The organism is Variovorax raffinosi, from assembly GCF_051216615.1.
In the GTDB taxonomy this organism is placed as follows: Bacteria; Pseudomonadota; Gammaproteobacteria; order Burkholderiales; family Burkholderiaceae_C; genus Variovorax.
In genome coordinates this window covers 806,866-825,905 of record NZ_JBPJZR010000001.1, presented here as the reverse complement: position 1 = coordinate 825,905, position 19,040 = coordinate 806,866, and the positions used below count along the sequence as shown (strand labels likewise).

Annotated in this window: 20 protein-coding genes and 3 pseudogenes; 16 read left to right on the top strand and 7 right to left on the bottom strand. The window is 62.9% G+C overall.

The window, feature by feature from the left end; all coding sequences use genetic code 11:
- The first annotated feature begins 78 nt into the window (after positions 1 to 78).
- The 8 genes from ACSFB7_RS03860 (at position 79) to ACSFB7_RS03825 (ending at position 6,403) form a co-directional block, all read left to right on the top strand.
- Positions 79 to 486, top strand: a complete 408-nt coding sequence (locus ACSFB7_RS03860; protein ID WP_435467223.1) for a cupin domain-containing protein — start codon at positions 79 to 81, stop codon at positions 484 to 486.
- Positions 483 to 1,580, top strand: coding sequence for an Ldh family oxidoreductase (locus ACSFB7_RS03855; protein WP_435467221.1), 1,098 nt, complete (start codon positions 483 to 485; stop codon positions 1,578 to 1,580). The genes ACSFB7_RS03860 and ACSFB7_RS03855 overlap by 4 nt, the downstream gene beginning before the upstream one ends.
- Positions 1,581 to 1,597: 17 nt before the next feature.
- A complete protein-coding gene (locus tag ACSFB7_RS03850; protein ID WP_435467219.1) occupies positions 1,598 to 1,993 on the top strand; it encodes a RidA family protein in 396 nt (131 codons plus the stop codon).
- Positions 1,994 to 2,003: 10 nt separating this feature from the next.
- Complete coding sequence (locus tag ACSFB7_RS03845; RefSeq protein WP_435467217.1) at positions 2,004 to 2,900, top strand: fumarylacetoacetate hydrolase family protein; 897 nt, start codon at positions 2,004 to 2,006, stop codon at positions 2,898 to 2,900.
- Between the two features lie 13 nt (positions 2,901 to 2,913).
- Positions 2,914 to 3,828: a VOC family protein gene (locus ACSFB7_RS03840; protein ID WP_435467215.1), complete on the top strand. Its 915-nt coding sequence runs from the start codon at positions 2,914 to 2,916 to the stop codon at positions 3,826 to 3,828.
- A complete protein-coding gene (locus ACSFB7_RS03835) occupies positions 3,828 to 4,709 on the top strand; it encodes an amidohydrolase family protein (protein WP_435467213.1) in 882 nt (293 codons plus the stop codon). Before ACSFB7_RS03840 ends, ACSFB7_RS03835 begins: the two co-directional genes overlap by 1 nt.
- A 216-nt stretch (positions 4,710 to 4,925) precedes the next feature.
- Positions 4,926 to 5,654 carry a TetR/AcrR family transcriptional regulator gene (locus ACSFB7_RS03830; protein ID WP_435467211.1) on the top strand — a complete coding sequence of 243 codons (729 nt, stop codon included), beginning with the start codon at positions 4,926 to 4,928 and terminating at the stop codon, positions 5,652 to 5,654.
- 332 nt (positions 5,655 to 5,986) lie between these two features.
- Positions 5,987 to 6,403, top strand: a complete 417-nt coding sequence (locus tag ACSFB7_RS03825) for a hypothetical protein (RefSeq protein ID WP_435467209.1) — start codon at positions 5,987 to 5,989, stop codon at positions 6,401 to 6,403.
- Between the two features lie 21 nt (positions 6,404 to 6,424).
- Here the strand turns inward: ACSFB7_RS03825 and ACSFB7_RS03820 are convergent, their stop codons facing one another.
- The 3 genes from ACSFB7_RS03820 to ACSFB7_RS03810 all read right to left on the bottom strand — a co-directional run bounded on the left by ACSFB7_RS03820 (position 6,425) and on the right by ACSFB7_RS03810 (position 8,891).
- Entirely contained in the window at positions 6,425 to 6,937 is a 513-nt protein-coding gene (locus ACSFB7_RS03820) for a hypothetical protein (RefSeq protein ID WP_435467207.1), read from the bottom strand.
- Positions 6,938 to 7,047: 110 nt separating this feature from the next.
- The gene (locus tag ACSFB7_RS03815) at positions 7,048 to 7,479 is read right to left on the bottom strand and encodes a hypothetical protein (RefSeq protein ID WP_435467205.1); all 432 of its coding nucleotides are present in this window, start codon (positions 7,477 to 7,479) and stop codon (positions 7,048 to 7,050) included.
- A 248-nt stretch (positions 7,480 to 7,727) separates the two neighbouring features.
- Positions 7,728 to 8,891, bottom strand: coding sequence for an ABC transporter substrate-binding protein (locus ACSFB7_RS03810; protein WP_435467203.1), 1,164 nt, complete (start codon positions 8,889 to 8,891; stop codon positions 7,728 to 7,730).
- A gap of 185 nt (positions 8,892 to 9,076) precedes the next feature.
- Between ACSFB7_RS03810 and ACSFB7_RS03805 the strand changes: the two are divergent.
- The 5 genes and pseudogenes from ACSFB7_RS03805 to ACSFB7_RS03785 form a co-directional block, all read left to right on the top strand.
- Positions 9,077 to 9,374, top strand: a pseudogene (locus tag ACSFB7_RS03805) (IS3 family transposase); the annotation flags it as partial.
- A gap of 133 nt (positions 9,375 to 9,507) precedes the next feature.
- A pseudogene (locus ACSFB7_RS03800) lies at positions 9,508 to 9,603 on the top strand (ESPR-type extended signal peptide-containing protein); the annotation flags it as partial.
- Between the two features lie 258 nt (positions 9,604 to 9,861).
- A pseudogene (locus ACSFB7_RS03795) lies at positions 9,862 to 12,489 on the top strand (YadA family autotransporter adhesin); the annotation flags it as partial.
- Complete coding sequence (locus ACSFB7_RS03790) at positions 12,484 to 12,876, top strand: YadA-like family protein (RefSeq protein ID WP_435468070.1); 393 nt, start codon at positions 12,484 to 12,486, stop codon at positions 12,874 to 12,876. The pseudogene ACSFB7_RS03795 and the gene ACSFB7_RS03790, both read left to right, overlap by 6 nt.
- A gap of 269 nt (positions 12,877 to 13,145) precedes the next feature.
- Positions 13,146 to 13,421, top strand: coding sequence for a hypothetical protein (locus tag ACSFB7_RS03785; protein WP_435467201.1), 276 nt, complete (start codon positions 13,146 to 13,148; stop codon positions 13,419 to 13,421).
- Between the two features lie 91 nt (positions 13,422 to 13,512).
- Here the strand turns inward: ACSFB7_RS03785 and ACSFB7_RS03780 are convergent, their stop codons facing one another.
- Complete coding sequence (locus tag ACSFB7_RS03780) at positions 13,513 to 13,701, bottom strand: hypothetical protein (protein WP_435467199.1); 189 nt, start codon at positions 13,699 to 13,701, stop codon at positions 13,513 to 13,515.
- A gap of 849 nt (positions 13,702 to 14,550) precedes the next feature.
- On the opposite strand from ACSFB7_RS03780, the gene ACSFB7_RS03775 reads away from it, so the two are divergent.
- Entirely contained in the window at positions 14,551 to 14,919 is a 369-nt protein-coding gene (locus tag ACSFB7_RS03775; RefSeq protein WP_435467197.1) for a hypothetical protein, read from the top strand.
- Positions 14,920 to 14,986: 67 nt separating this feature from the next.
- Here the strand turns inward: ACSFB7_RS03775 and ACSFB7_RS03770 are convergent, their stop codons facing one another.
- The 3 genes from ACSFB7_RS03770 to ACSFB7_RS03760 all read right to left on the bottom strand — a co-directional run bounded on the left by ACSFB7_RS03770 (position 14,987) and on the right by ACSFB7_RS03760 (position 17,602).
- Entirely contained in the window at positions 14,987 to 15,355 is a 369-nt protein-coding gene (locus tag ACSFB7_RS03770) for a DUF3761 domain-containing protein (protein WP_435467195.1), read from the bottom strand.
- A gap of 192 nt (positions 15,356 to 15,547) precedes the next feature.
- Positions 15,548 to 17,062, bottom strand: coding sequence for an MFS transporter (locus ACSFB7_RS03765; protein WP_435467193.1), 1,515 nt, complete (start codon positions 17,060 to 17,062; stop codon positions 15,548 to 15,550).
- Positions 17,063 to 17,065: 3 nt separating this feature from the next.
- Positions 17,066 to 17,602: a GNAT family N-acetyltransferase gene (locus ACSFB7_RS03760; protein ID WP_435467191.1), complete on the bottom strand. Its 537-nt coding sequence runs from the start codon at positions 17,600 to 17,602 to the stop codon at positions 17,066 to 17,068.
- Positions 17,603 to 17,674: 72 nt separating this feature from the next.
- On the opposite strand from ACSFB7_RS03760, the gene ACSFB7_RS03755 reads away from it, so the two are divergent.
- A complete protein-coding gene (locus ACSFB7_RS03755) occupies positions 17,675 to 18,553 on the top strand; it encodes a LysR family transcriptional regulator (RefSeq protein ID WP_435467189.1) in 879 nt (292 codons plus the stop codon).
- Between the two features lie 50 nt (positions 18,554 to 18,603).
- Positions 18,604 to 19,035 carry a GNAT family N-acetyltransferase gene (locus ACSFB7_RS03750; protein WP_435467187.1) on the top strand — a complete coding sequence of 144 codons (432 nt, stop codon included), beginning with the start codon at positions 18,604 to 18,606 and terminating at the stop codon, positions 19,033 to 19,035.
- Positions 19,036 to 19,040: the final 5 nt, after the last annotated feature.

Here is a 19,040-nt window from a genome sequence, read left to right as displayed (position 1 = left end):
TCGGTGGTGCACCACGTTTGACAACCTTGTGATATTTCAGTTAATATTTTAGAGACTGGATCAATTCAAAGGAACAACATGACGGAGCAAGTCAAATCTGCCCATCCGCAGGGGGTCGAAGAGATCCTTCTTCAGACAGCCAACATGCCCTGGCGCGAAAAATCGCTCAAAGGCGTCCACGAGAAAATGCTCTTCCGCGACGAGCAGACGGGCGCATCCGTGGCGCTCATCAAGTTCGAAAAGGGCGCTGGCATTCCGCAGCCGCACTCGCACGCATCGAACCAGTCCATGTACTGCCTCTCGGGCAAATACGAGTACACGGCCACTGGCGTGGTGCTGATCGGTGGCTCGTTCTATTGCAACCCGAAGGGCAACGTGCACGGGCCGACATGGGCCCACGAGGAAACCATCGTGGTCGAGATCTACGACGGCCCTCACTACCCGCAGAAGCCGGATTGGTACACCGACGAGAGGGACGCCCATTGAGCGCAACCCATCCATCGACTTCGGCCTCGCCATCTTCCGATGTGCTGGTGCCGGTCGCGGAAGTCACTGCGTTGCTGCACGCGATCCTCGTCGGCAATGGCGTTCCCGCACCCGGTGCGGAAATCACCGCGCAGTCGCTGGTCGCTGCCGAGGTGGAAGGTGTCAGCTCGCACGGCGTCGCGCTTCTTCCGCTCTATGTGGAGCGGCTGCGCGCGGGCGGCGTGGTGGCCGACGCCGTACCGCAGATCGTGGAAGACCACGGCGGCATGGTCGTCATGACCGCTTCGCATGCGCTCGGGCAGGTGTCGTCCAGGCTGGCCGTGGACGTGGCCGTCGAGCGCGCGCGCGTGCATGGCGTGGCCGTGGTGACGGTGCGCCACGCCTTTCATTTCGGCACGGCCGCCTTCTGGTCGAAGCAATTTGCGCAGCAGGGCATGGTCGGGTTCGCGTTCTCCAACACGCGTCCTCTGATGCCTGCGCCCGGCGGGGCACAGCGGGTCGTGGGCAACAACCCCATGTCGATTGCCTTTCCTTCGGCCAGCGGCGATGCGCTCGTGGTCGACATGGCCATGAGCGCCACGGCCATGGGCCGGATCAGGCTGGCCGATGCAAAGGGCCAGGCCATTCCCGAAGGCTGGGCGACCGACGCGCAAGGCAATGCCACCACGTCCGCCGCCGAAGCGATCTCGGGCATGTTGCTGCCGGCAGCGGGGCCCAAGGGCTTCGGCCTTGCGGTGGCCGTCGATCTACTCTGCGGCGCGCTGTCCGGCGGCGCTTTCGGCTCGGCGGTGCAGCCGCTCTACGGCGATGCCGCCAAGCACTACGACTGCTCGCACGCCTTCATCGCCATCGACGCAAGCCGTGTTGGTCACGGCGTCGGCATCGGCCCAGCGGTCAGCGAGCTTGCCGACGAAATCCGGAACTCGGCCAAGGCCGCCGGAACCCAGACGCTCTTTGCGCCCGGCGATCTCGAGCGTCTGCGGCGCGAGCAGCGCTCGACCGCATGCCCATTGCCTTCGCAGCTGGTGGACAAGCTCAACCAACTGGCACAGCAGGCTGGCCGCAACGAGCGTCTTGCCGCTTCAACCCATTGAATAAAAAAGGAACCCTCATGAAAGAACAAATCTCGTCGCCCAAGCTGGCACAACCGAACGGCCACTTCTCGCACGCCACGATGGCCGAGGCGCGCGGCCGCCTGCTCTTCATCTCCGGCATGACTGCGCGGGCCGCGGACGGCACGATCACCGGCATCGGCGACATCGAGGCGCAGACGCGCCAGGTGTGCGAAAACCTGAAGGCCGCCTGCGAGGCGGCGGGCGGTGCGATCAAGGACATCTGCCGGGTCGACGTCTACGTTCGGAACATCGAGCACTTCGACATCATTCATCGCGTGCGGCGCGAGTACTTCGAAGCCCCGGTGCCGGCATCGACGATGGTCGAGGTGGCCAAGATGGTCAAGCCCGACTACCTGATCGAGATCAGCGCCATCGCGGTGATTCCCGATTGAAGGACTCGCCATGAAGATCGGAACCATCAAGGCCGGTGACCAGGAGCGCGTGGCCTGCCTGACCAGTGACCATGGCGGCTACATCCTGCCGCCGTATCTTGGCGATCTGGTGAGCATCATTGCCGGTGGAAGTGCAGCCATGAGCGCGGTCGAGGCGGCTTCCCGCGACCCGCAAGCGCAGACGTTCCGCCTGGCGGATGTGACCGTGCTGGCGCCCATCCGGCGCTTTCGGCGCGATGTGCTGTGCACCGGCTGGAATTACTGGGACCACTTTTATGAAAGCGAAGGCAAGCGCGAAGGCCAGGACGTGCCCAAGCCCGATGCGCCGACCTTCTTCACCAAGGCACCCGACGTGACCATCGGGCCGAACGACGACATCGCCTTCGATGCCAAGCTCTCGGCCAAATGGGACTACGAAGCCGAGGTGGTCGTGGTCATCGGCAAGGCCGGTCGCAGCATTCCGAAGGAGCGTGCCATGGCGCACGTGTTCGGCTATTGCCTGGCCAACGACGTCTCGCAGCGCGATCTGCAGCGCCGGCATGGCGGCCAATGGTTCAAGGGCAAGAGCATCGACGGCACCATGCCGCTGGGTCCTTGGATAAGCTTGCGCGACGATGTCGACCTGAAGAATGTCACGATCGAATTCGAACTCAACGGCAAGCTCATGCAGAAGGCGGGCATCTCGGACATGGCGTTCCCGATCGAGGAATTGATCGCGGAGCTTTCGGCCGGCATGACGCTGCACCCCGGCGACATCCTGCTGACGGGCACGCCCAGCGGCATCGGCAATGCACGAACCCCGCCCGTGTTTCTTGCGCAAGGCGATACGCTCGTCACGCGTGCGACCGGACTGGGTGAATTGCGCAACACGGTTCGCGCGTCCGATCTGAGCGAATATCGTCGCTGAAGAAAGAAATCCGATGGAAACCCTGAGAGTTCAAACCCTTGCCGGCTATGGATTGGAGGTGCCCGACCTGTCCGTTGCAGAGAAGTTCTACACGGCCTTCGGCCTTGCCTGCGACCCGGCGGGTGGCGCGCTGCAACTGCGCACGGCGCAGGCTGGGCCGGCCGAGCTGGTCGTTGTCAAAGGTGCGCAGAAGCGGTTGCATCACCTGTCGTTCGCTGTCCGGGACCAGGACCTGGCCCGCTTCGACGAGCAACTGCGAAAGTTCGGCGTGACGCCTGCCACGCCGCCCTTCGGCGGGGTTCGCGAGGGCCTGTGGTTCGAGGACCCATGGGGCACATGGGTCAACCTGGTGCCTGTGCGCTCCGAGCCGCCCGTGCTGGCATTGGCGCCGGTCGTCATCCAGCCGCGCGTCGATCGCCATTTGTGGCAGGAGCTGCATACGGAGATCCGTCCCCGCAAGCTCGGCCACTTGCTGATGTTCACCCACGACTACGACCGCGTCGAGGCCTTCTATTGCAATGCGCTGGGGCTGCGCATCACCGACAAGGTGCCAGGCAAGGTCGCCTTTCTGTCCGGTGGGACCGGCATCCGCGACCATCATTGCTTCGGCCTGATTCCGAGCACGCACCGTGGGTTTCAGCACAGCAGCTTCCATGTCGACTCCATCGACGACATCGGCTTCGGTGCGATGCAGATGCGGAAGGCCGGTTACACCGAAGGCTTCGGTCTGGGCCGGCATGCCCTGGCTTCGAACTTGTTCTACTACACGCGGGACCCGTGGGGCAGCTGGGTCGAGTACTACAGCGACATGGACAAGATCAGCGAAGCATGGCAATCGCGCGAGTGGAAGGGTCTGCCGTACATCTGGCCGGACTGGGCGCCCGAGTTCTGGGGCAAGGAAATGAACGCCAACCTCGAGCCGCGATGATGACCAAGATCGACCTGGACGTGCATGCCCACCTGGCGCCGATCAACGCGCCAAGGCTGGCGACGCTTGCCGGCGTCGAGTGGAGGCAAGCCGAAGAGGCGCTGCTTCTCGACGGGCACCGCGTTGCGATGAAGGATCTCTTTCACAGCGAGCGCCTCATTGCGCACATGGATGCGCGGGGGATCGCACGCGCGCTGGTATCCATTCCGCCACCGCTCTATCGGCAAGGCCTTTCGGCGAGCGATGCGCTCGCCTGGGTGCGCTATGCAAACTCGGAGTTGCTGGCGATTGCGAATGCCAGCCAAGGTCGGCTGGGCGCGCTTTTCTACATTCCCCTGGAGCATCCGGAACTCTTCGATGCATTGCGGGCGGACTGCGAGGCCGGCAATTACGAAGGCGTTGCACTGGCGGCGGGCGGTCACTCCGACATCGTCTACTCGCGCAAAGAGTACGCCGGGCTCTGGCAATGGCTCGACGAGCGCGCGAGCTTTGTCTTCCTGCACCCGGGCACATGTGCTGACCCGCGGCTGGCGGCGTTCTATCTCGAGAACCTCGTCGGCAACCCCATCGAGACCGGCGTTGCCGCATCGCACCTGGTGATGGCGGGCGTGCCGGCCCGGTATCCGTCCATCCGCTTCTGCCTGGCGCATGCGGGCGGCATCTTCACTTCGCTGGTGGGGCGGATGGAGCGCGGTTTTGCAACCCGACGACCCGGCGTCGATGTCGATGTGGAGCGCCCGCTGCAAGCGGCCCGGCGCTTCCATGCCGACACCATTGCCCACCAGCCGCAAGCGCTGGAACTGGCAAAGACGATCTTCGGTGAGCGCCATGTGCTGTATGGCTCCGATTGGCCTTTTCCGATGGGCACCGGCAGCGATTGATCGAGCGTCCGCCGCGCGGGGGCGAGGTGCAAAAAACTGGAAGCGGGCGCCGCTCTGTGCGTGCGCGGGGATGGCTGACGGTCGCCTGCTAAGATCAATCCAACCAACTGGATTGATTTGCGCAACGCTTGTTACGCGTCTTGAGCAACAGGGGCTTGACCAGGTCACCCTCAGCTTGTTCTTCCGGTTGCCTCCATCTTCCCGCTTCGGATTGGCATGCCGACCCCACTTTCAGACGCCGAGATCCAGGAATTCCGCAACCGCCTCTGCGCGGAAGCCGAGCGTCAGTTCCTTGGCAGTGGGGTGGCGGCGGTGACGATGCGCTCATTGGCCGCAGGAATGGGTTGCAGCGCGACAACGCCATACAGATACTTCAAGAACAAGAACGAGATTCTCGCGACAGTGCGCGTAGCCATCCTCGACCGTTTCTGCGACAGGCTCGAAGCCACGCGCAAGGATGACGGCCTGGACTGGACGAAAGCTCACCTGAAGGCCTTCGTGGACTTCGCGTTCGAGGAGCCCGAGTCTTATCGGTTGATCTTCGACCTCTACCAATCGGATGAAAACGAGTACCCCGAATTCGTGCGGGCCAATGAGCGTGCGCGGAAGGTGGGGTATGGGTATGTTCAGAAATTGGTCGAGGACGGTTACCAGGAAGGCGACCCTGAACAACTGGCCTTCATGTTCTTCGCGCAGTTGCATGGCTTTATCGTGCTTCGGATGACGGGCCGACCCCCCAGCACTCGAGAGCAGTTCGACAAGATGGTTCATGAAGCCTTTCGCCTGATTTCCAGTGGAACGAGCCCCCTTCGTGCCTCTCCTGCAAAGGCAGGCTCGCGAGTTGCCGGTGGCAAGACCGCTGCAAAGACCGCGAAGGCCACGAAGCAGAAGGCAGGAGCGGTTCGGGGCAGCCAAGCCACGAAGCGCACGGCACGCAGCAGTTAGTTAGGTGCCTCGCCGCAACGGCGGCACCGTGATGCGCTCCCTTTTGAACTGCATCGTCAAACGCATTTCAGTTGCTTGATCGCCGTGAGCGTGAGGCGCGTGCGAGAAGTAGGCGCACTTGTCGTTGGTGAGCCGCAGCGGTTGAACAACCCGTCGTGGTCTACCGGCAGCGCAACGCTCGCACTAGGCGGACGAGCAGGTGAATCAACACCATGAATCTGCATCATCAATCACGTTTCGTATGCTCGTTTTCGATGGATTGACTATGTAAATTTACAGCGTTTATATTCGCCAAATCAGCTCGACTGGCCATGCGGAAGGCGGCGCGCACGATGCATCAAAACCATTCCACAGGAGACATCCATGCGTGGCACAAGAGCGCTCGCCGGCAGTCCATCGACTTCGGGTTCGAGCTGTACGCAGACGGGTCGGGGCAGGGCATGACTGAACAGCACAGCAACCGTGTGCTCCAAGCCCTTTGGGACCTCCTGGCGTCGCTCGCAGGCACATCGCCGCTGCCGCTGGCCGACGTCCCCGAATCCACGCGTGCGTTGCTCGTCGCCTTCGTCACGCAGGTGCAAGCGATCGTTGCCGAGCACAACGGCGCGGTTCAAATTGACACGGAGTCGCATGCGCAAATCGAGCAGCGCAATCGCTACCTTGATCGCTTGCTGGCAAACCAGCCGGTGGCCCTCGCCGAACAGCCAGCACGCGACGGTCCGCCTTTTTTTCTCGACACAGCGGGGTAGCTGGTCGGCCGCATGGACGAGTCAGGGCTCGACCTTCAATGCTCGGCGCATCCAGGCCGCCATGGCCTCCAGTTGGTCGGCCGAAAAAATGCCGGTCAGCCCTACGCGCTTGATGTCGCCTTTCCAATGCACGTAGTTGCCCGAACCGGATGCGCCTTGCCGGCTGGGCCGGGCGACCTGCGCCAGAAAATTCTGAGTTTCGTCGTCGGTCATTTGACCTGGGGCGCGGGGGATGGAAAGAGACGCGCCGGAGGGGAGAAGAAAATCCAGCGAGCGCAACTCCATGGGAGTTTCGAGCGAGCAGGAGCCGCCGGCCTTCATCTTGGCGCGAACCTTCTGATGAATGACTTCCGCGTTGATCACGTAGATGCTGAGCAAGGAGGGCCCATCGTCCTTCGCACCGAAATGATCTTCCATGGCCTTGCGGCTGATCCTTGCCGCGATGCGGACCCGGCCTTCACGCAGGCGGAAGTCAAGCCATTCGCCGTGCTCTTCATCGCGCCCCGGGTCTTCTCTCACTCTCTTCATTCGCATGGCAAGAGGGGGGCGGTTTCAGCGCATGACCAAAGGGCTTTCAAGGGGCTTGCGTTTCCGAATGCCCTTGCCAGCGAGCGTCGCGGCCGGCGGGTCGGATTGCCGGGCCGTCATGCGCGGTTCAAGCCGGGCGGCCAGATGGGCAAGTTGTTCAGCCTTACTGTCGCGCTGGCGAAAACGCAGCGTCGCAATGACTGGATGGTGATGATCGGTTCAGGGCCTGGCTCAGGCCGAGGCAACAGCGAAAGAAAGCTCGACACGATCAGGGACGCCGCCTGATCGACCTGCACGATTCGCGCCGGATCGAGGTTGCGCGGCGGCACAAAGATGTTCCGGCCGACTTCCCGAATCTCCAGAAGAACGTCGGCAGCCAGCTCGCGATCGCTGCGCGGCCTTCCGCCGGGCATCAGCCACGCGTCGATCGCGGCGGGATCGATCTGGCGGAAGGCGACGATCGCTGAAATGTGGACTGCGTTGCCTGGTCCGACCAGTACGGGGAGTCTGATGTGGGCTGAAAAAACGCCCTGCGGTGCGTTGTCCATGGCAGACCCCTTGTGTAGCCTCGATGGCGTTGCGGCAACGGTTCGCCGTCGGAAACCGAATGGGCGTTGCCACGGGGAACGACCCCGTGAATGCCGCAGCGGTCCGGCAAGCGCGTCGCTGTGCACCGTCGGCGAGCCTCCGCTTCCCACCACGCGCTGCAATCCCTTGTTGCCCGCAAAGTCGAACGACGTGTCGCGCACAGTGGGTTGGCTGCCGCTGGGTCTGGAGGCTGCGTCTTGCATGATGGTCAGCGCAGGATCCGGCCACCGCTGCCGATCATGGTGATCTCCACGAAGTTGCTGCCGTGGTGTTGGGCGGGGCCGAAGTTCAGCTCGAAGCCGCCGAGATCGAGCCGGCTTGCCCGCTCAAGGCTCCTGGCGATGCTCTCGCTCGAAAGGCGCGGGCTCGCAAGCCGAAGCGCTTCGATCAGCACGCGTGCGTACATGTAGCCGATGAGGTGGTCGTAATCGGCCGGCAGACCGCGCTTGGCCATGCTCGCGTGAAAGTCGCGCATCAGCGGCGTTGTCTGGCGGCCAGGAAATGGTGTCGTGCGCGCTGCGGCAAGACCGCGTGCGTCTTCCCCGAGAGCCTTGACCGTCGACGAGGCGACGCCCAGCGACATCACGCACAGCCACGCGCCGCGAAGCCGGCGGTGAGCCTTCGCGTAGGCCAGCACGGCCGGGCCGGCGGCGATCAACAACACGGTGGAAGGCTGCGTTTGCCCGACGGCCTTGCTCACTTCGTCCGCGTTGTTGCCGTCGACCTGCAGCGGGTGCGCGTCGAGCACGGTGGCGCCTTCTTCCTGCGCGATCTTGTTTGCGAGCGGCAGCAGCAGATTTCCGAAGGGGTTGTCCTGGTAGACGACGGCAATGCGCTTGGCCTGCATCGTCACCATGGTTCGCACGATGGCGACCAACTCGTCGGCATAGCTGGCCGAGGCGGTGAAGAAGTACGGATTTTTCTTCGCCCGCAAGGCCGGGCTGCCGGTGTACACGGCGATCAGCGGCACCTTGGCGCTTTCGACGTAAGGAAGCACGGCGGCCACGGCCGATGTGCCGGTGTAGGCCCACAGGGCGACGACCTTGTCCTTCTCCACCAACTGCCGGGTGTTCGCAAGCGCGGCTTGCGCTTCGAAGGCGTCATCGAGTTGCAGGACTTTGATCTTGCGGCCGTTGATGCCGCCACGGGCGTTGAGGTCTTCGATGGCTGCTGCTTCGCCGCGGCGATTGGCGCCCGCCACCTCGGCCATCAGACCGCTGAGTGGCGCGCTCTGTCCGATCAGGATGTCGCCGGCGTTCTCGTTGTCGCGCGGTGCGGCCCTCGTCATGGGCAACAGGGAGGCCGTGGCACACGCGGCCAGCAGTTGGCGGCGTCGGGCCCCTGGAGGCGCTTGCAGTGTCCAGCCCGTCATCTGTGCTCCTTTTGACGAAGTGAAGTCACACCAACCTACCGAAAGCACACTTTTTTCCGACTCTTCGGGAGGCTTGGGCGCATGATAAACACTGTAAGTTTACGTTGTCAATTATGAGCTTTGACGCAGAACACGAGGCGCAGTTTTGGAGCGCGATCGAGCCGTACTGCCCGAAGGCGGGCAGCGGCAGAGCGCCGAGCGAGCGCAGCCAGGCCGACGTGCGTCGTCTTGCACGCGGCATCCGCGAGAGCGCCGCTCTCGGCGATCGCACGTGCGGCAGCTCACGGGTATGGCTCGACCTGAGAGCGGCTGGTGAGCAATGCGGTGCCAGTCGGACTGCGCGTTTGATGAAGGCATCCAACCGACAAACCCGTCGCGAGTGCTGCAGGCCGACGGGGGTAGCACAGCAAGGCTGGAAACCACATCGCGCCGAACCATCTGCAGCGCGAGTTCGAGGCGCGGGAGCCAAGCCGGAAATCAGTAAATGAATCTCCAGGAGTTTCTGGAAATCGACCTTCTTTCAATAGCTTTGTCGATAAGTGATTGATTGGTTGTGGGCGTTTATTTGAATAATTCCTAGGCGTTGCAGCGTATCTCTAATTGATCGAGAGGATCGATGATGAATCGGCTTTACAAGGTGATTTGGAGTCGCGTCAAATTGATATGGGTCGTCACTTCCGAGATGAGTAGGGGTAAAAGCCTATCTACTTCACGGCAGCAAGCTTTCCGGAGAGCTTCACGAAAAGAAAATGAAAGACTGGTCTTTGAAAAGACCATCAGCCCCGCAGTAATTTTATTGTTCATGACATTGGGGCCAAGCACTTCCTGGGGCGCCAGAATTTCCCTGTGCTACAACGGCAGTACCAATAACAACTGGACCATGTTCGGGAGTGTAGGAGGCGGTGGTTCATGGCAGTTTTATAACTCGGCGAGCCAAGGGGAAAATAGCTGCAATGGCACTAGAACGGGATTGATCTTGTCGGAGGCAGACGCCGCCGGCGGAGGAGGCATTACCGGAACTTCAGCATATATGTGGGTTGGCGGCACCGCAAATAGCAATCCGGGAACAATTACGCTCTACGGGCCATCTGGAATCTCGCTCAACGGAATAACCTCGCTGAATAATCAGCGAATCATCAATTTGGCAAATGGGGTTGACCCGACGGATGCTGCATCGTTCGGGCAAGTGCAATCGGTCAGCTCATCCACCTCGACGGGGCTGAGCACTGCGACCAGCGGCATCGGAAGCCTGTCCACGGGCTTGAGTACGACCAACAGCAACGTGGACAGCCTGTCGACTTCTACGTCGAGCGGCCTGAGCACTGCAACCAGTGGACTCTCCAGTCTGTCTACTGGGCTGAGCACAACCAACAGCAGCGTCGGCAGTCTTTCGACATCGACGTCGAGTGGTCTGAGCACCGCTGGCAGCAGCATCGGCAGCCTGTCGAGCGGCTTGAGCACTGCCACCAGCGGTATCTCCAGCCTGTCCACTGGCTTGAGCACGGTCAACAGCAACATGGACAGCTTGTCGACTTCTACGTCGAGCGGCCTGAGCACTGCAACCAGTGGAATCTCCAGTCTGTCCACTGGTCTGAGCACAACCAATAGCAGCGTAAGCAGTCTTTCGACGTCGACGTCGAGTGGCCTGAGCACAGCAACCAGCGGCATCGGCAGCCTGTCCACTGGCTTGAGTACGGCCAACAGCAACATAGGCAGCCTGTCGACATCCACATCGTCGGGCCTGAGCACAGCAACCAGCGGTATTGGTAGCCTGTCCACTGGCTTGAGTACGGCGAACAGCAACGAAGACAGCCTGTCGACCTCCACATCGAGCGGCCTGAGCACCGCAACCAGCGGCATCTCCAGCCTGTCCACTGGCCTGAGCACGACCAACAGCAACGTGGACAGCCTGTCGACATCCACATCGTCCGGCTTGAGCACAGCAACGAGCAGCATCGGCAGTTTGTCGACGGGCCTGAGCACCGCCAACAGTGGCATCGCCAGCCTGTCCACTGGGCTGAGCACAACGAACAACAACGTGGTCAGCTTGTCGACTTCAACGTCGTCTGGCCTGAGCACTGCGACCAGCGGAATCGGCAGTTTGTCCACGGGCTTGAGTACGACCAACAGCAGCGTGGACAGCCTCTCGACATCCACGTCGTCCGGTTTGAGCACAGCAACGAGCAGCATCAGCAGCCTGTCGACCTCGGCTTCGAGTGGTCTGAGCACGGCGACGAGCAGCATCGACAGCTTGTCGACCTCCACATCGAGCGGCCTGAGCACAGCCACCAGCGGCATCTCCAGCCTGTCCACAGGCCTGAGCACGACGAACACCAACGTTGTCAGCCTGTCGACCTCGATGTCGTCGGGCTTGAGCACGGCGACCAGTGGCATCGGCAGCTTGTCCACGGGCTTGAGCACAGCCAACAGCGGCATCGCCAGCCTTTCCACCGGCTTGAGCACTGCCACCAGCGGGATATCGAACCTGTCTTCCGGCCTGAGCACGACGAACAGCAACCTGAACAGTCTTTCGACGTCCACGTCGAGCGGCCTGAGCGCTGCCACGAGCAGCATCAATAGCCTGTCGACTTCGGCGTCGAGTGGTCTGAGCACAGCAACGAGCAGCATCGACAGCTTGTCGACCTCCACATCGAGCGGCTTGAGCACCGTCAGCAGCGGCATCGGCAGCCTGTCGACCGGCTTGAGCGCAACGACCAGCAACATCAACAGCCTGTCGACTTCCACATCGAGCGGCCTGAGCACGGCCATCAGCGGTATCTCGAGCCTGTCCACCGGCCTGAGCACCACCAACAGCAGCCTGAACAGCCTGTCGACCAGCGTGGGCAGCGCTGGCAGCGGCGTTGCGAGCCTGTCGACCTCGACCTCCACGGGCCTGAGCATCGTCACAGGCAGCATCAGCAGCCTGAGCACGACGGTCAACACGATGTACGGCACGGGCACCAAGTACTTTCAGTCCAACTCGACGGGCAGTGAAGCGGTGGCCAGTGGCAAGGACGCCATGGCGATCGGCCCGCAGGCGGTCGCCAGCGGTGCCAGTTCCTTTGCCGCCGGCAACAGTGCGAAGGCGACGGCCGACGGTGCGATCGCGATCGGCTTCGGCGCCCAGGCGACAGGTGCCAATGCCATCGCGATAGGTTCCGGCGCGCTGGCCACAGGCTCGCAGGCTTTCGGCGTCGACTCTCGCGCGGGCAACGGCGGCGCGGCATTCGGCGACAACGCGGACGCCGGCGGCACGGTGCTGAGCAAGGCGCAGAACGTCTCGCAGGGCACGGCCATCGGCTTCGGCGCGGTGGTTACGCAGAGCGGCGGCGTGGCACTGGGGGCGAACTCGGTCGCCTCCACGGCAGCGGGCGTCGCCGGCTACATCCCCGCCAGCGCGAATGCACAGCAGCAAGCGGCCATCAAGGCCACGACCAGCACGCAAGCCGCCATGTCCGTGGGCGATGCAACCAACGGTCAGTTCCGCCAGATCACGGGTGTGGCCGCCGGCACGGCAGACAGCGATGCAGCCAACGTCGCGCAGCTGCGCGCCACGTCCAATGCAGTGGCGGCGGGCAGTGCGCAGTACGCGATGAATGCGGATGGTTCGATCAACTACAGCAGCCTCGTTCTGGGCAATGGCCAGGCGCCGGGCGGCACGCGCATCTCCAACGTTGCGCCCGGCGTGCTGCCCGGCGACGCGGTCAATGTCCAGCAGTTGCAGGAGGTGCAGGGCAACATCGGCAACGTCGCCAGGATTGCCTACAGCGGCATCGCCATGGCCGCAGCGATGGCGGGCATGCCACCGCTTGAATCGGGCAAGCAGTTCACTGTCGGACTGGGCGTTGCCAACTACGCCGGGTACTCGGCAATGGCGATTGGCGGCAGTGCGCGCATCAATGATCGCGTGGTTGTCAGGTTCGGCCTTGGCACGTCTTCGGGCAGCAAGGTGTTGGTGAACGGCGGAGTCGGCTACTCCTGGTGATGCGGCGAATCGACTCCTCGCGACCGGCAGCATCTGCGAGCTACAGGCCAACGCGACCGAGCCCTGAGCGACTGGGCTGCCCGCTCTTTGGGGTGAGCAGCACGAAGTCGTGTTCCTCGCAGGCGTGGCTGATCGAGGTCAAGAGCTATCAAGGGCTCGATTGCGCCGATCGAGTACCGCGCAACAACGAGCGGAGAGCACTCAAAGGGCTCGTTTTCATGCGATATGCTGCAAGGCACAACGCATTTTTTTGAGCCTGGAGTGTATCGATGGAAGAAGTGAAGATCCTGCAAATCATGCCCGCCGATGGGTGGGTCGCTGTTTACGACGGAGGTGAAGAAGGCGAGATGGAAGAACCCTTGGCCTGCTTTGCGCTGGTCCAGGTCGACTACAGGAATGGCGATGGTCCTCAGACCGAAGTTCGCGGGATGGCGCCTGACGAAAAGCTCATGGCATTCGTGGAAGACGCATCGAATTTTGTGACGGTTCGCCGCGCTGAAGAGGATGCGGACGAAGACGAGTCAGAGACCGAAACGGACGACTGAACGTCCTGCGCTCCACCAGGAGCGCACGCGCGGAATCATCAGGGTCCATGCCGATGTGCATGGACGCGTTCACCTCGATGGAGCGCAGCGCTCAACCCTTCTTGGCGCGATGCTCCTTGAGCAATGTGTCCACAAGCGCAAGCGCCTCGGCGAGGTGTTGACGCACGTTGGCTCGGTGAATTTCTGCTGACTGCGCAGTCCGAGAATTTGCCAGTTCTGATCTGGCTTTACTGATCGCCAAGCTGAGCTTTTTGTATCGCAGGTCAACGACCGATGCCATTTTTCTTTCTCCTCCGGTTGATGAGGGGAGCCTCATGAAAATTGATGTTCACAGCCCGTCCGCAATCAGATCGGGTTGCGTGATTCGCGGCCAAAAATCATCCGCCGAAGCGGGTGAGATAAACGGGTTCGATCAGCGAATGCAGTCGTGACCGACAGCACCCCGGTTATGCCATGCGTCGTGTTGCACAAGAGACAGCACGACGGAAACAAGCAGACAAGCGTGATGTAGTGCGCGCGCAGGTGAGTGCGTCTTTAGCCAAACCTAAGGTTGGCAAACGATACTGACCCCGACGATCTGTTGGCGTTGGTAGAGGAGGCACTTGCACTCGCTCTTGACTGCGGTTCCTCGATGCTGGCAGTCGTCGCAAATCCCCTGATGTACCTGTTGCGATGCAGGCCAGAAAAATGCGCCACTCACTACTTCGATATCTCGCCGGTCAATCGCTTCCCGCCACGGTTGCAGGAGCAAGCGGCGTCGCCGCCGTTCAGGCCCTGGTTCAAGACGGCCATGTGAAGGCGATCCTGCCTTCGGTTCACTCTGCAGCGACCGAGCCACCAGCGGCCACGGTGACCGAGTTCACTCGCCTGGGAAGGCGTGAGTTGCGGCGCACCCGAACCGCTACGCCGTTGCAGTAATAGCAGCAGAGCACAGCCTTCGCTTGCTGGCGAGGCTGCATGCAGGCTCTGGGCGCAATGTTTGCAAGCGTGAACTAGTCCTCGCTTGGGTCGCCAAAAACGATGAGTTTCGCGCCGCCGGTCGCAATGTCGGCGGTGGCCTACTCCCAATACACGGCTCGCCGCCGCACACTCTTTCCACAATGAAAGAGCAGGTGATGCGATGGGAGCGATGAGTGAAGTCTTACCTGAGGCGAGCACATTCTTGTGCCGCTTCAACATTCCAATCCGGCTGGACGAAGATCGTCATCAATACGTCCCGGTCTTCGGCATCTTCCGCCGTCTTCCACACGACCAGCTCGATCGATGGGTGATGCAATCAGATGGTCGGCCGCGCACCGATCGAGATCTGGCGGCCGAAGTTCTGCTGGAACTGCGTCGACCGCTCGGGCCTACGGGCAAGACAGCCCCATTGCATCTGAGCGTGCGCGAGGTCATCGAATTTGACCGCGCCGCCGCGATCATCGTGGCGACCTTCCTGGCAGAGCTTCCGCGTGAAGCGAGCGAAGAAGCAGGCTTTGCACTGGGGCGCGTGGCCTAGGCGCCTCCAGCAAAAAAGAAGCCCTCACTATGAGGGCTTCTTTGCGAGCAGATGGATGGGCCGGATATCAGCAGGCCTTGCCGTGCGCGACGTGCGCGCCCTTGGCCTTTGCGTCGGCTTCGGACATGTACGAACCGTGCTTGGTCTTGCCGAAGTACTTGTCGTTCGCGCAGTGATAGACCTTGCCGTTGACCCAGACCTGGCCCGCCGTGGCACCTGCTGCAGGCGCTGCTGCTGCGGCAGTAGTTGCCGCCGGCTTTGCTGCGGGAGCGGCGGCGGCTGGTGCCGCTGGAGCAGCAGCGGGAGCGGCAGCAGGAGCAGTTTGAGTCGCCGGCGCAGGCGTCGCTGCTGCAGCAGCAGGAGCGGCAGGCTTCTGCGCGAAGACGGATGCAGCGAAGACGGTACCAACAGCCAACAGGATCAGAGATTTTTTCAAGATTGCCCCTCGAGGTTCGCACGGAAAGACGTGCATGTTGCAACCAACGTGCGCCCTGTGCGTTGGTTGACTGACTGTTCAGCCGCTCTGTAACCAGCGGTTGCGCGCGAGGCTTACTTAAGAACTACGCAGATATCTCATCGTTCGCGGACGGCTTGCCTGGCGCCATCCGCGACGAGCGCTTGAGCGCACTCAAGACACGCACTCTTCGGCGCGCGCCCGCCGCGGCCTGGCCCACCACCCCAGGGCGGCGACCGAGCCTGCGGCCGCGACCACGATCAGCACGGCCACGGCCAACACGGCAAAGAAAGCCTGGTCGAATGCCGTGTGCGCGAGCGCGATGAGTTGCGACGCAACCTGCGTCGGCAGCGTCTCGGCCGCGAGCAGCGCGGCATCGATGCCGTCACTGGCCGACGCGGGAACAGCCAGGCCTTCGGGAATGGCCATCGCGGCCGTGTAGCTCGACGAAAGCACGCTGCCCAGCAGGGCAACGCCCAGCACGCCGCCCAGTTCGTACGAGACTTCCTCGATCGACGCGGCCATGCCCGCATGCTCCAGCGGCGCGTTGTTCATGATCGCGTTGGAGGCGGCCGTGATGGTCACGCCGACGCCCAGTCCCAGAAGAACCAGAACGGCCAGCTTGCGCATGCCATGCGCATCGGCAAACAGTGCCAGTCCGCACAGCGCCAGCGCCGTGGTGAGCAGACCCAGCAGGATGATGCGGCGCGAACCCACGCGCGCCAGCATCAGCCCCGCGATCGGGCCCGCCACGAAGGCGGCCAGCGGGAGCGGCAGGATCGTCAGGCCCGCTTGCAGCGGTGTCAGGCCGGTCACCAGTTGCAGCCGCTGGCTGAAGACAAGCTCGACACCGATCAAGGCGACAGACGCCACGACGGCTGCGATCACGCCGCCCGAGAAATACGGATTGCGAAACAGGCGGAAGTCGATCAGCGGTGCCGCGCTGCGCCGCTGGCGTCGCACGAAAAAGAACATGGCAATGGCGGCCAGCGCTCCGGTCACCGCGGCCGTGGTGCCCGACGGCGCGACCTTGGCGAATTCCTTGATCGTCAATACCAGGCACATCAGCGCCGCCAGCACCTGCACCGAACCGATGAAGTCCCACGGCCGGTTGCCGCTCGGGCGTTGGCGCGGAAGCAGCCACAAGCCCAGCACCAACGCCAGGATCACCACCGGCACGTTGATGAGAAAGACCGAGCCCCACCAGAAGTACTCCAGCAGGATGCCGCCGACCACCGGCCCGAGCGCGGCTCCGCCGGATGCCACCGATGCCCACACGCCGATGGCAACGGCGCGTTCGCGCTCGTCGGTGAAGGTCAGCCGGATGATGGCCAGCGTGGCCGGCATCATCATCGAGGCGCCCACGCCCAGCAATGCGCGCGCCGCAATGAGGGCGCCCGACGTCGGCGCATAGGCCGCACACAACGAGGCCACGCCGAAGACGGCCAGCCCCGCGATGAACATGCGTCTGTAGCCCACGCGGTCGCCCAGCGCGCCCATGCCCAGCAGCAGGCCGGAGACGACGACGGTGTACGCGTTGATGATCCAGAGCTTGGCGGAGGCCGATGCGGCCAGGTCGTGCGTGAGCTTGGGCAGCGCCGTGTAGAGCACGGTCATGTCGACCACGATCAGCAGCAGCGCCATCGAGACGATCACCAGCGTGATCCATTTCTTTGCGGTGTGTGTCATGGCTCAGGCCTTCAGTTCCTTGAGCATCGTGACGGAGACGGGCGTGCACCCGCGTGCCTTGAAGAAGCGATGCGCGTCTTCATTGCCGATGCCGCTTTCGAGAAAGAGCCGCTCGATGCCGCGCTGCCGCAGTTCGGTGCAGAGCCAGTCGAACATCTGCGTGCCCAGGCCCGTGCCCTGGAATTGCGGATCGACGACCAGGTCGTCGAGGGTGGCGAAGGCGCGGGACGCGACCTTGGCCTCGTCGATCGACACCAGCGCGATGCCGGCCAGCGAATCGCCGCTGCGCGCGGTCGCGACCAGCGTGGTCGACGTCGCCAGTGGTTGAGCCAGGGCGTGACGCACCTGGGCCAGCAAGACTTGTGGAAGGTCAGGGCGCCATTCGCCGATGGCAACGGCGCGCTGTTCCTGCAGTTCGGAGTGCGAGATGTAGTGGGCGCTGAGCTGCCGCATGAACAAGGCGGCGATGGCCTCGACCTGGGAGGGATCGGTGCACCAGCTCAGCTTGAACGGTGCTGTGTGAGTACGAGAAATCGTCATGGACCGCATGTTGCGCCATTAAAATGGATGAATAAAGATGAAGTCCATCTATAAAAGTGATGGATAGAGCCCATGGAATGGACAGTCGATCAACTCCGCCAATTCGTGACGACCGCCGACTGCGGCTCGTTTTCTGCGGCTGCGCGGCATCTGGGCAAGGCGCAATCGGCCGTCAGCACCGCCATCGGGCTGCTGGAGGTCGACCTGGGCGTGGCGCTCTTCGACCGCTCGCGCAGGAATGCGCAGTTGTCCGAAGCGGGGCGGGTGCTGTTGCTCGAAGCGCGCGAGCTGCTGCGCCAGGCCGAACAACTGGACCAGCGCGCCCGCTCGCTGAACGCGGGGAACGAGGCCGCGCTGTCCCTGGCCTTCGACGAGGCCTTGCCGTACACGGCCATCGGCACGCTCATGCGCGAGATCTCGGCGAAATTCCCCAGCCTCGAACTCACCGTGCTCAATGGCACGGCCACCGAGGTGGCCGACTATGTGGAGCAGGAACGCGCCAGCGTCGCGTTCCATTTCGACCGCGGCCCCGTGCGGCCCTCGTTCGACCTGCGGCACATCGGCAGCGTGCCGCAGGGCGTGTTCGTGGCAAGCGACCATCCACTGGCCGATGGCCGCACGGTCCGTCGCAAGGACCTCGTGCGCCATCGGCAACTGCTGATGCACGCCGACGATGTGCACGAGGTGGCCTACAGCCCCAGGGTCTGGCGATCCGACAGCTTCTACAGCACGGCCGAGATGGTGGCCGACAACCTCGGCTGGGCCGTGCTGCCCGTCAACATCGCGCGCTACGAGGGCTTTCGCAAGGCCTTGCAGGAAGTGCCTTGCCCCTCGCTGGCGCTGCCCCGTCTGTCCGTGCGCATGCTCTGGCTGCAGGGGCGCTCGCTGGGGGCAACGGCCCTGTACGTGCAGCAGCGCTTCACCGAACTGCTGCTCGACAGCTCCGAGTGAGAGGCTGTCGGCCCTACGATGTCGACTTCGCCAACGACCTGAGTGCCCTGATGGAACCCTTGCGCATCTCCACCGACATCCACGACCAGGACGTGGTGCTCATTCACCGCTTTCTGTCTGAAGAGACGCCCTGGGCCCGACAGATTCCCTTCGAGACGGTGCGCAGATCCGTCGAGAACTCCCTGAACTTCGGGGGCTTTGTCGGCGAGGCCCAGGTCGCCTATGCGCGCGTGATTTCCGACCGCGCCACGTTTGCCTACCTCGTCGATGTCTTCGTGCTGCCGCAGCACCGGGGCAAGGGCTACAGCGCCGCGCTCATGGCTGCAGTCATGTCGCACCCGCAGCTCCAGGGCCTCAGGCGGTTCATGCTGGCCACGAGCACCGCGCATGGGCTGTACGAGAAGTTCGGCTTTACGCCGCCGGCCAAACCGCAAACGCTCATGGAGCGCTATGTGCCGGACGCGTACCGCTCCGGCTCGTAGCTTCG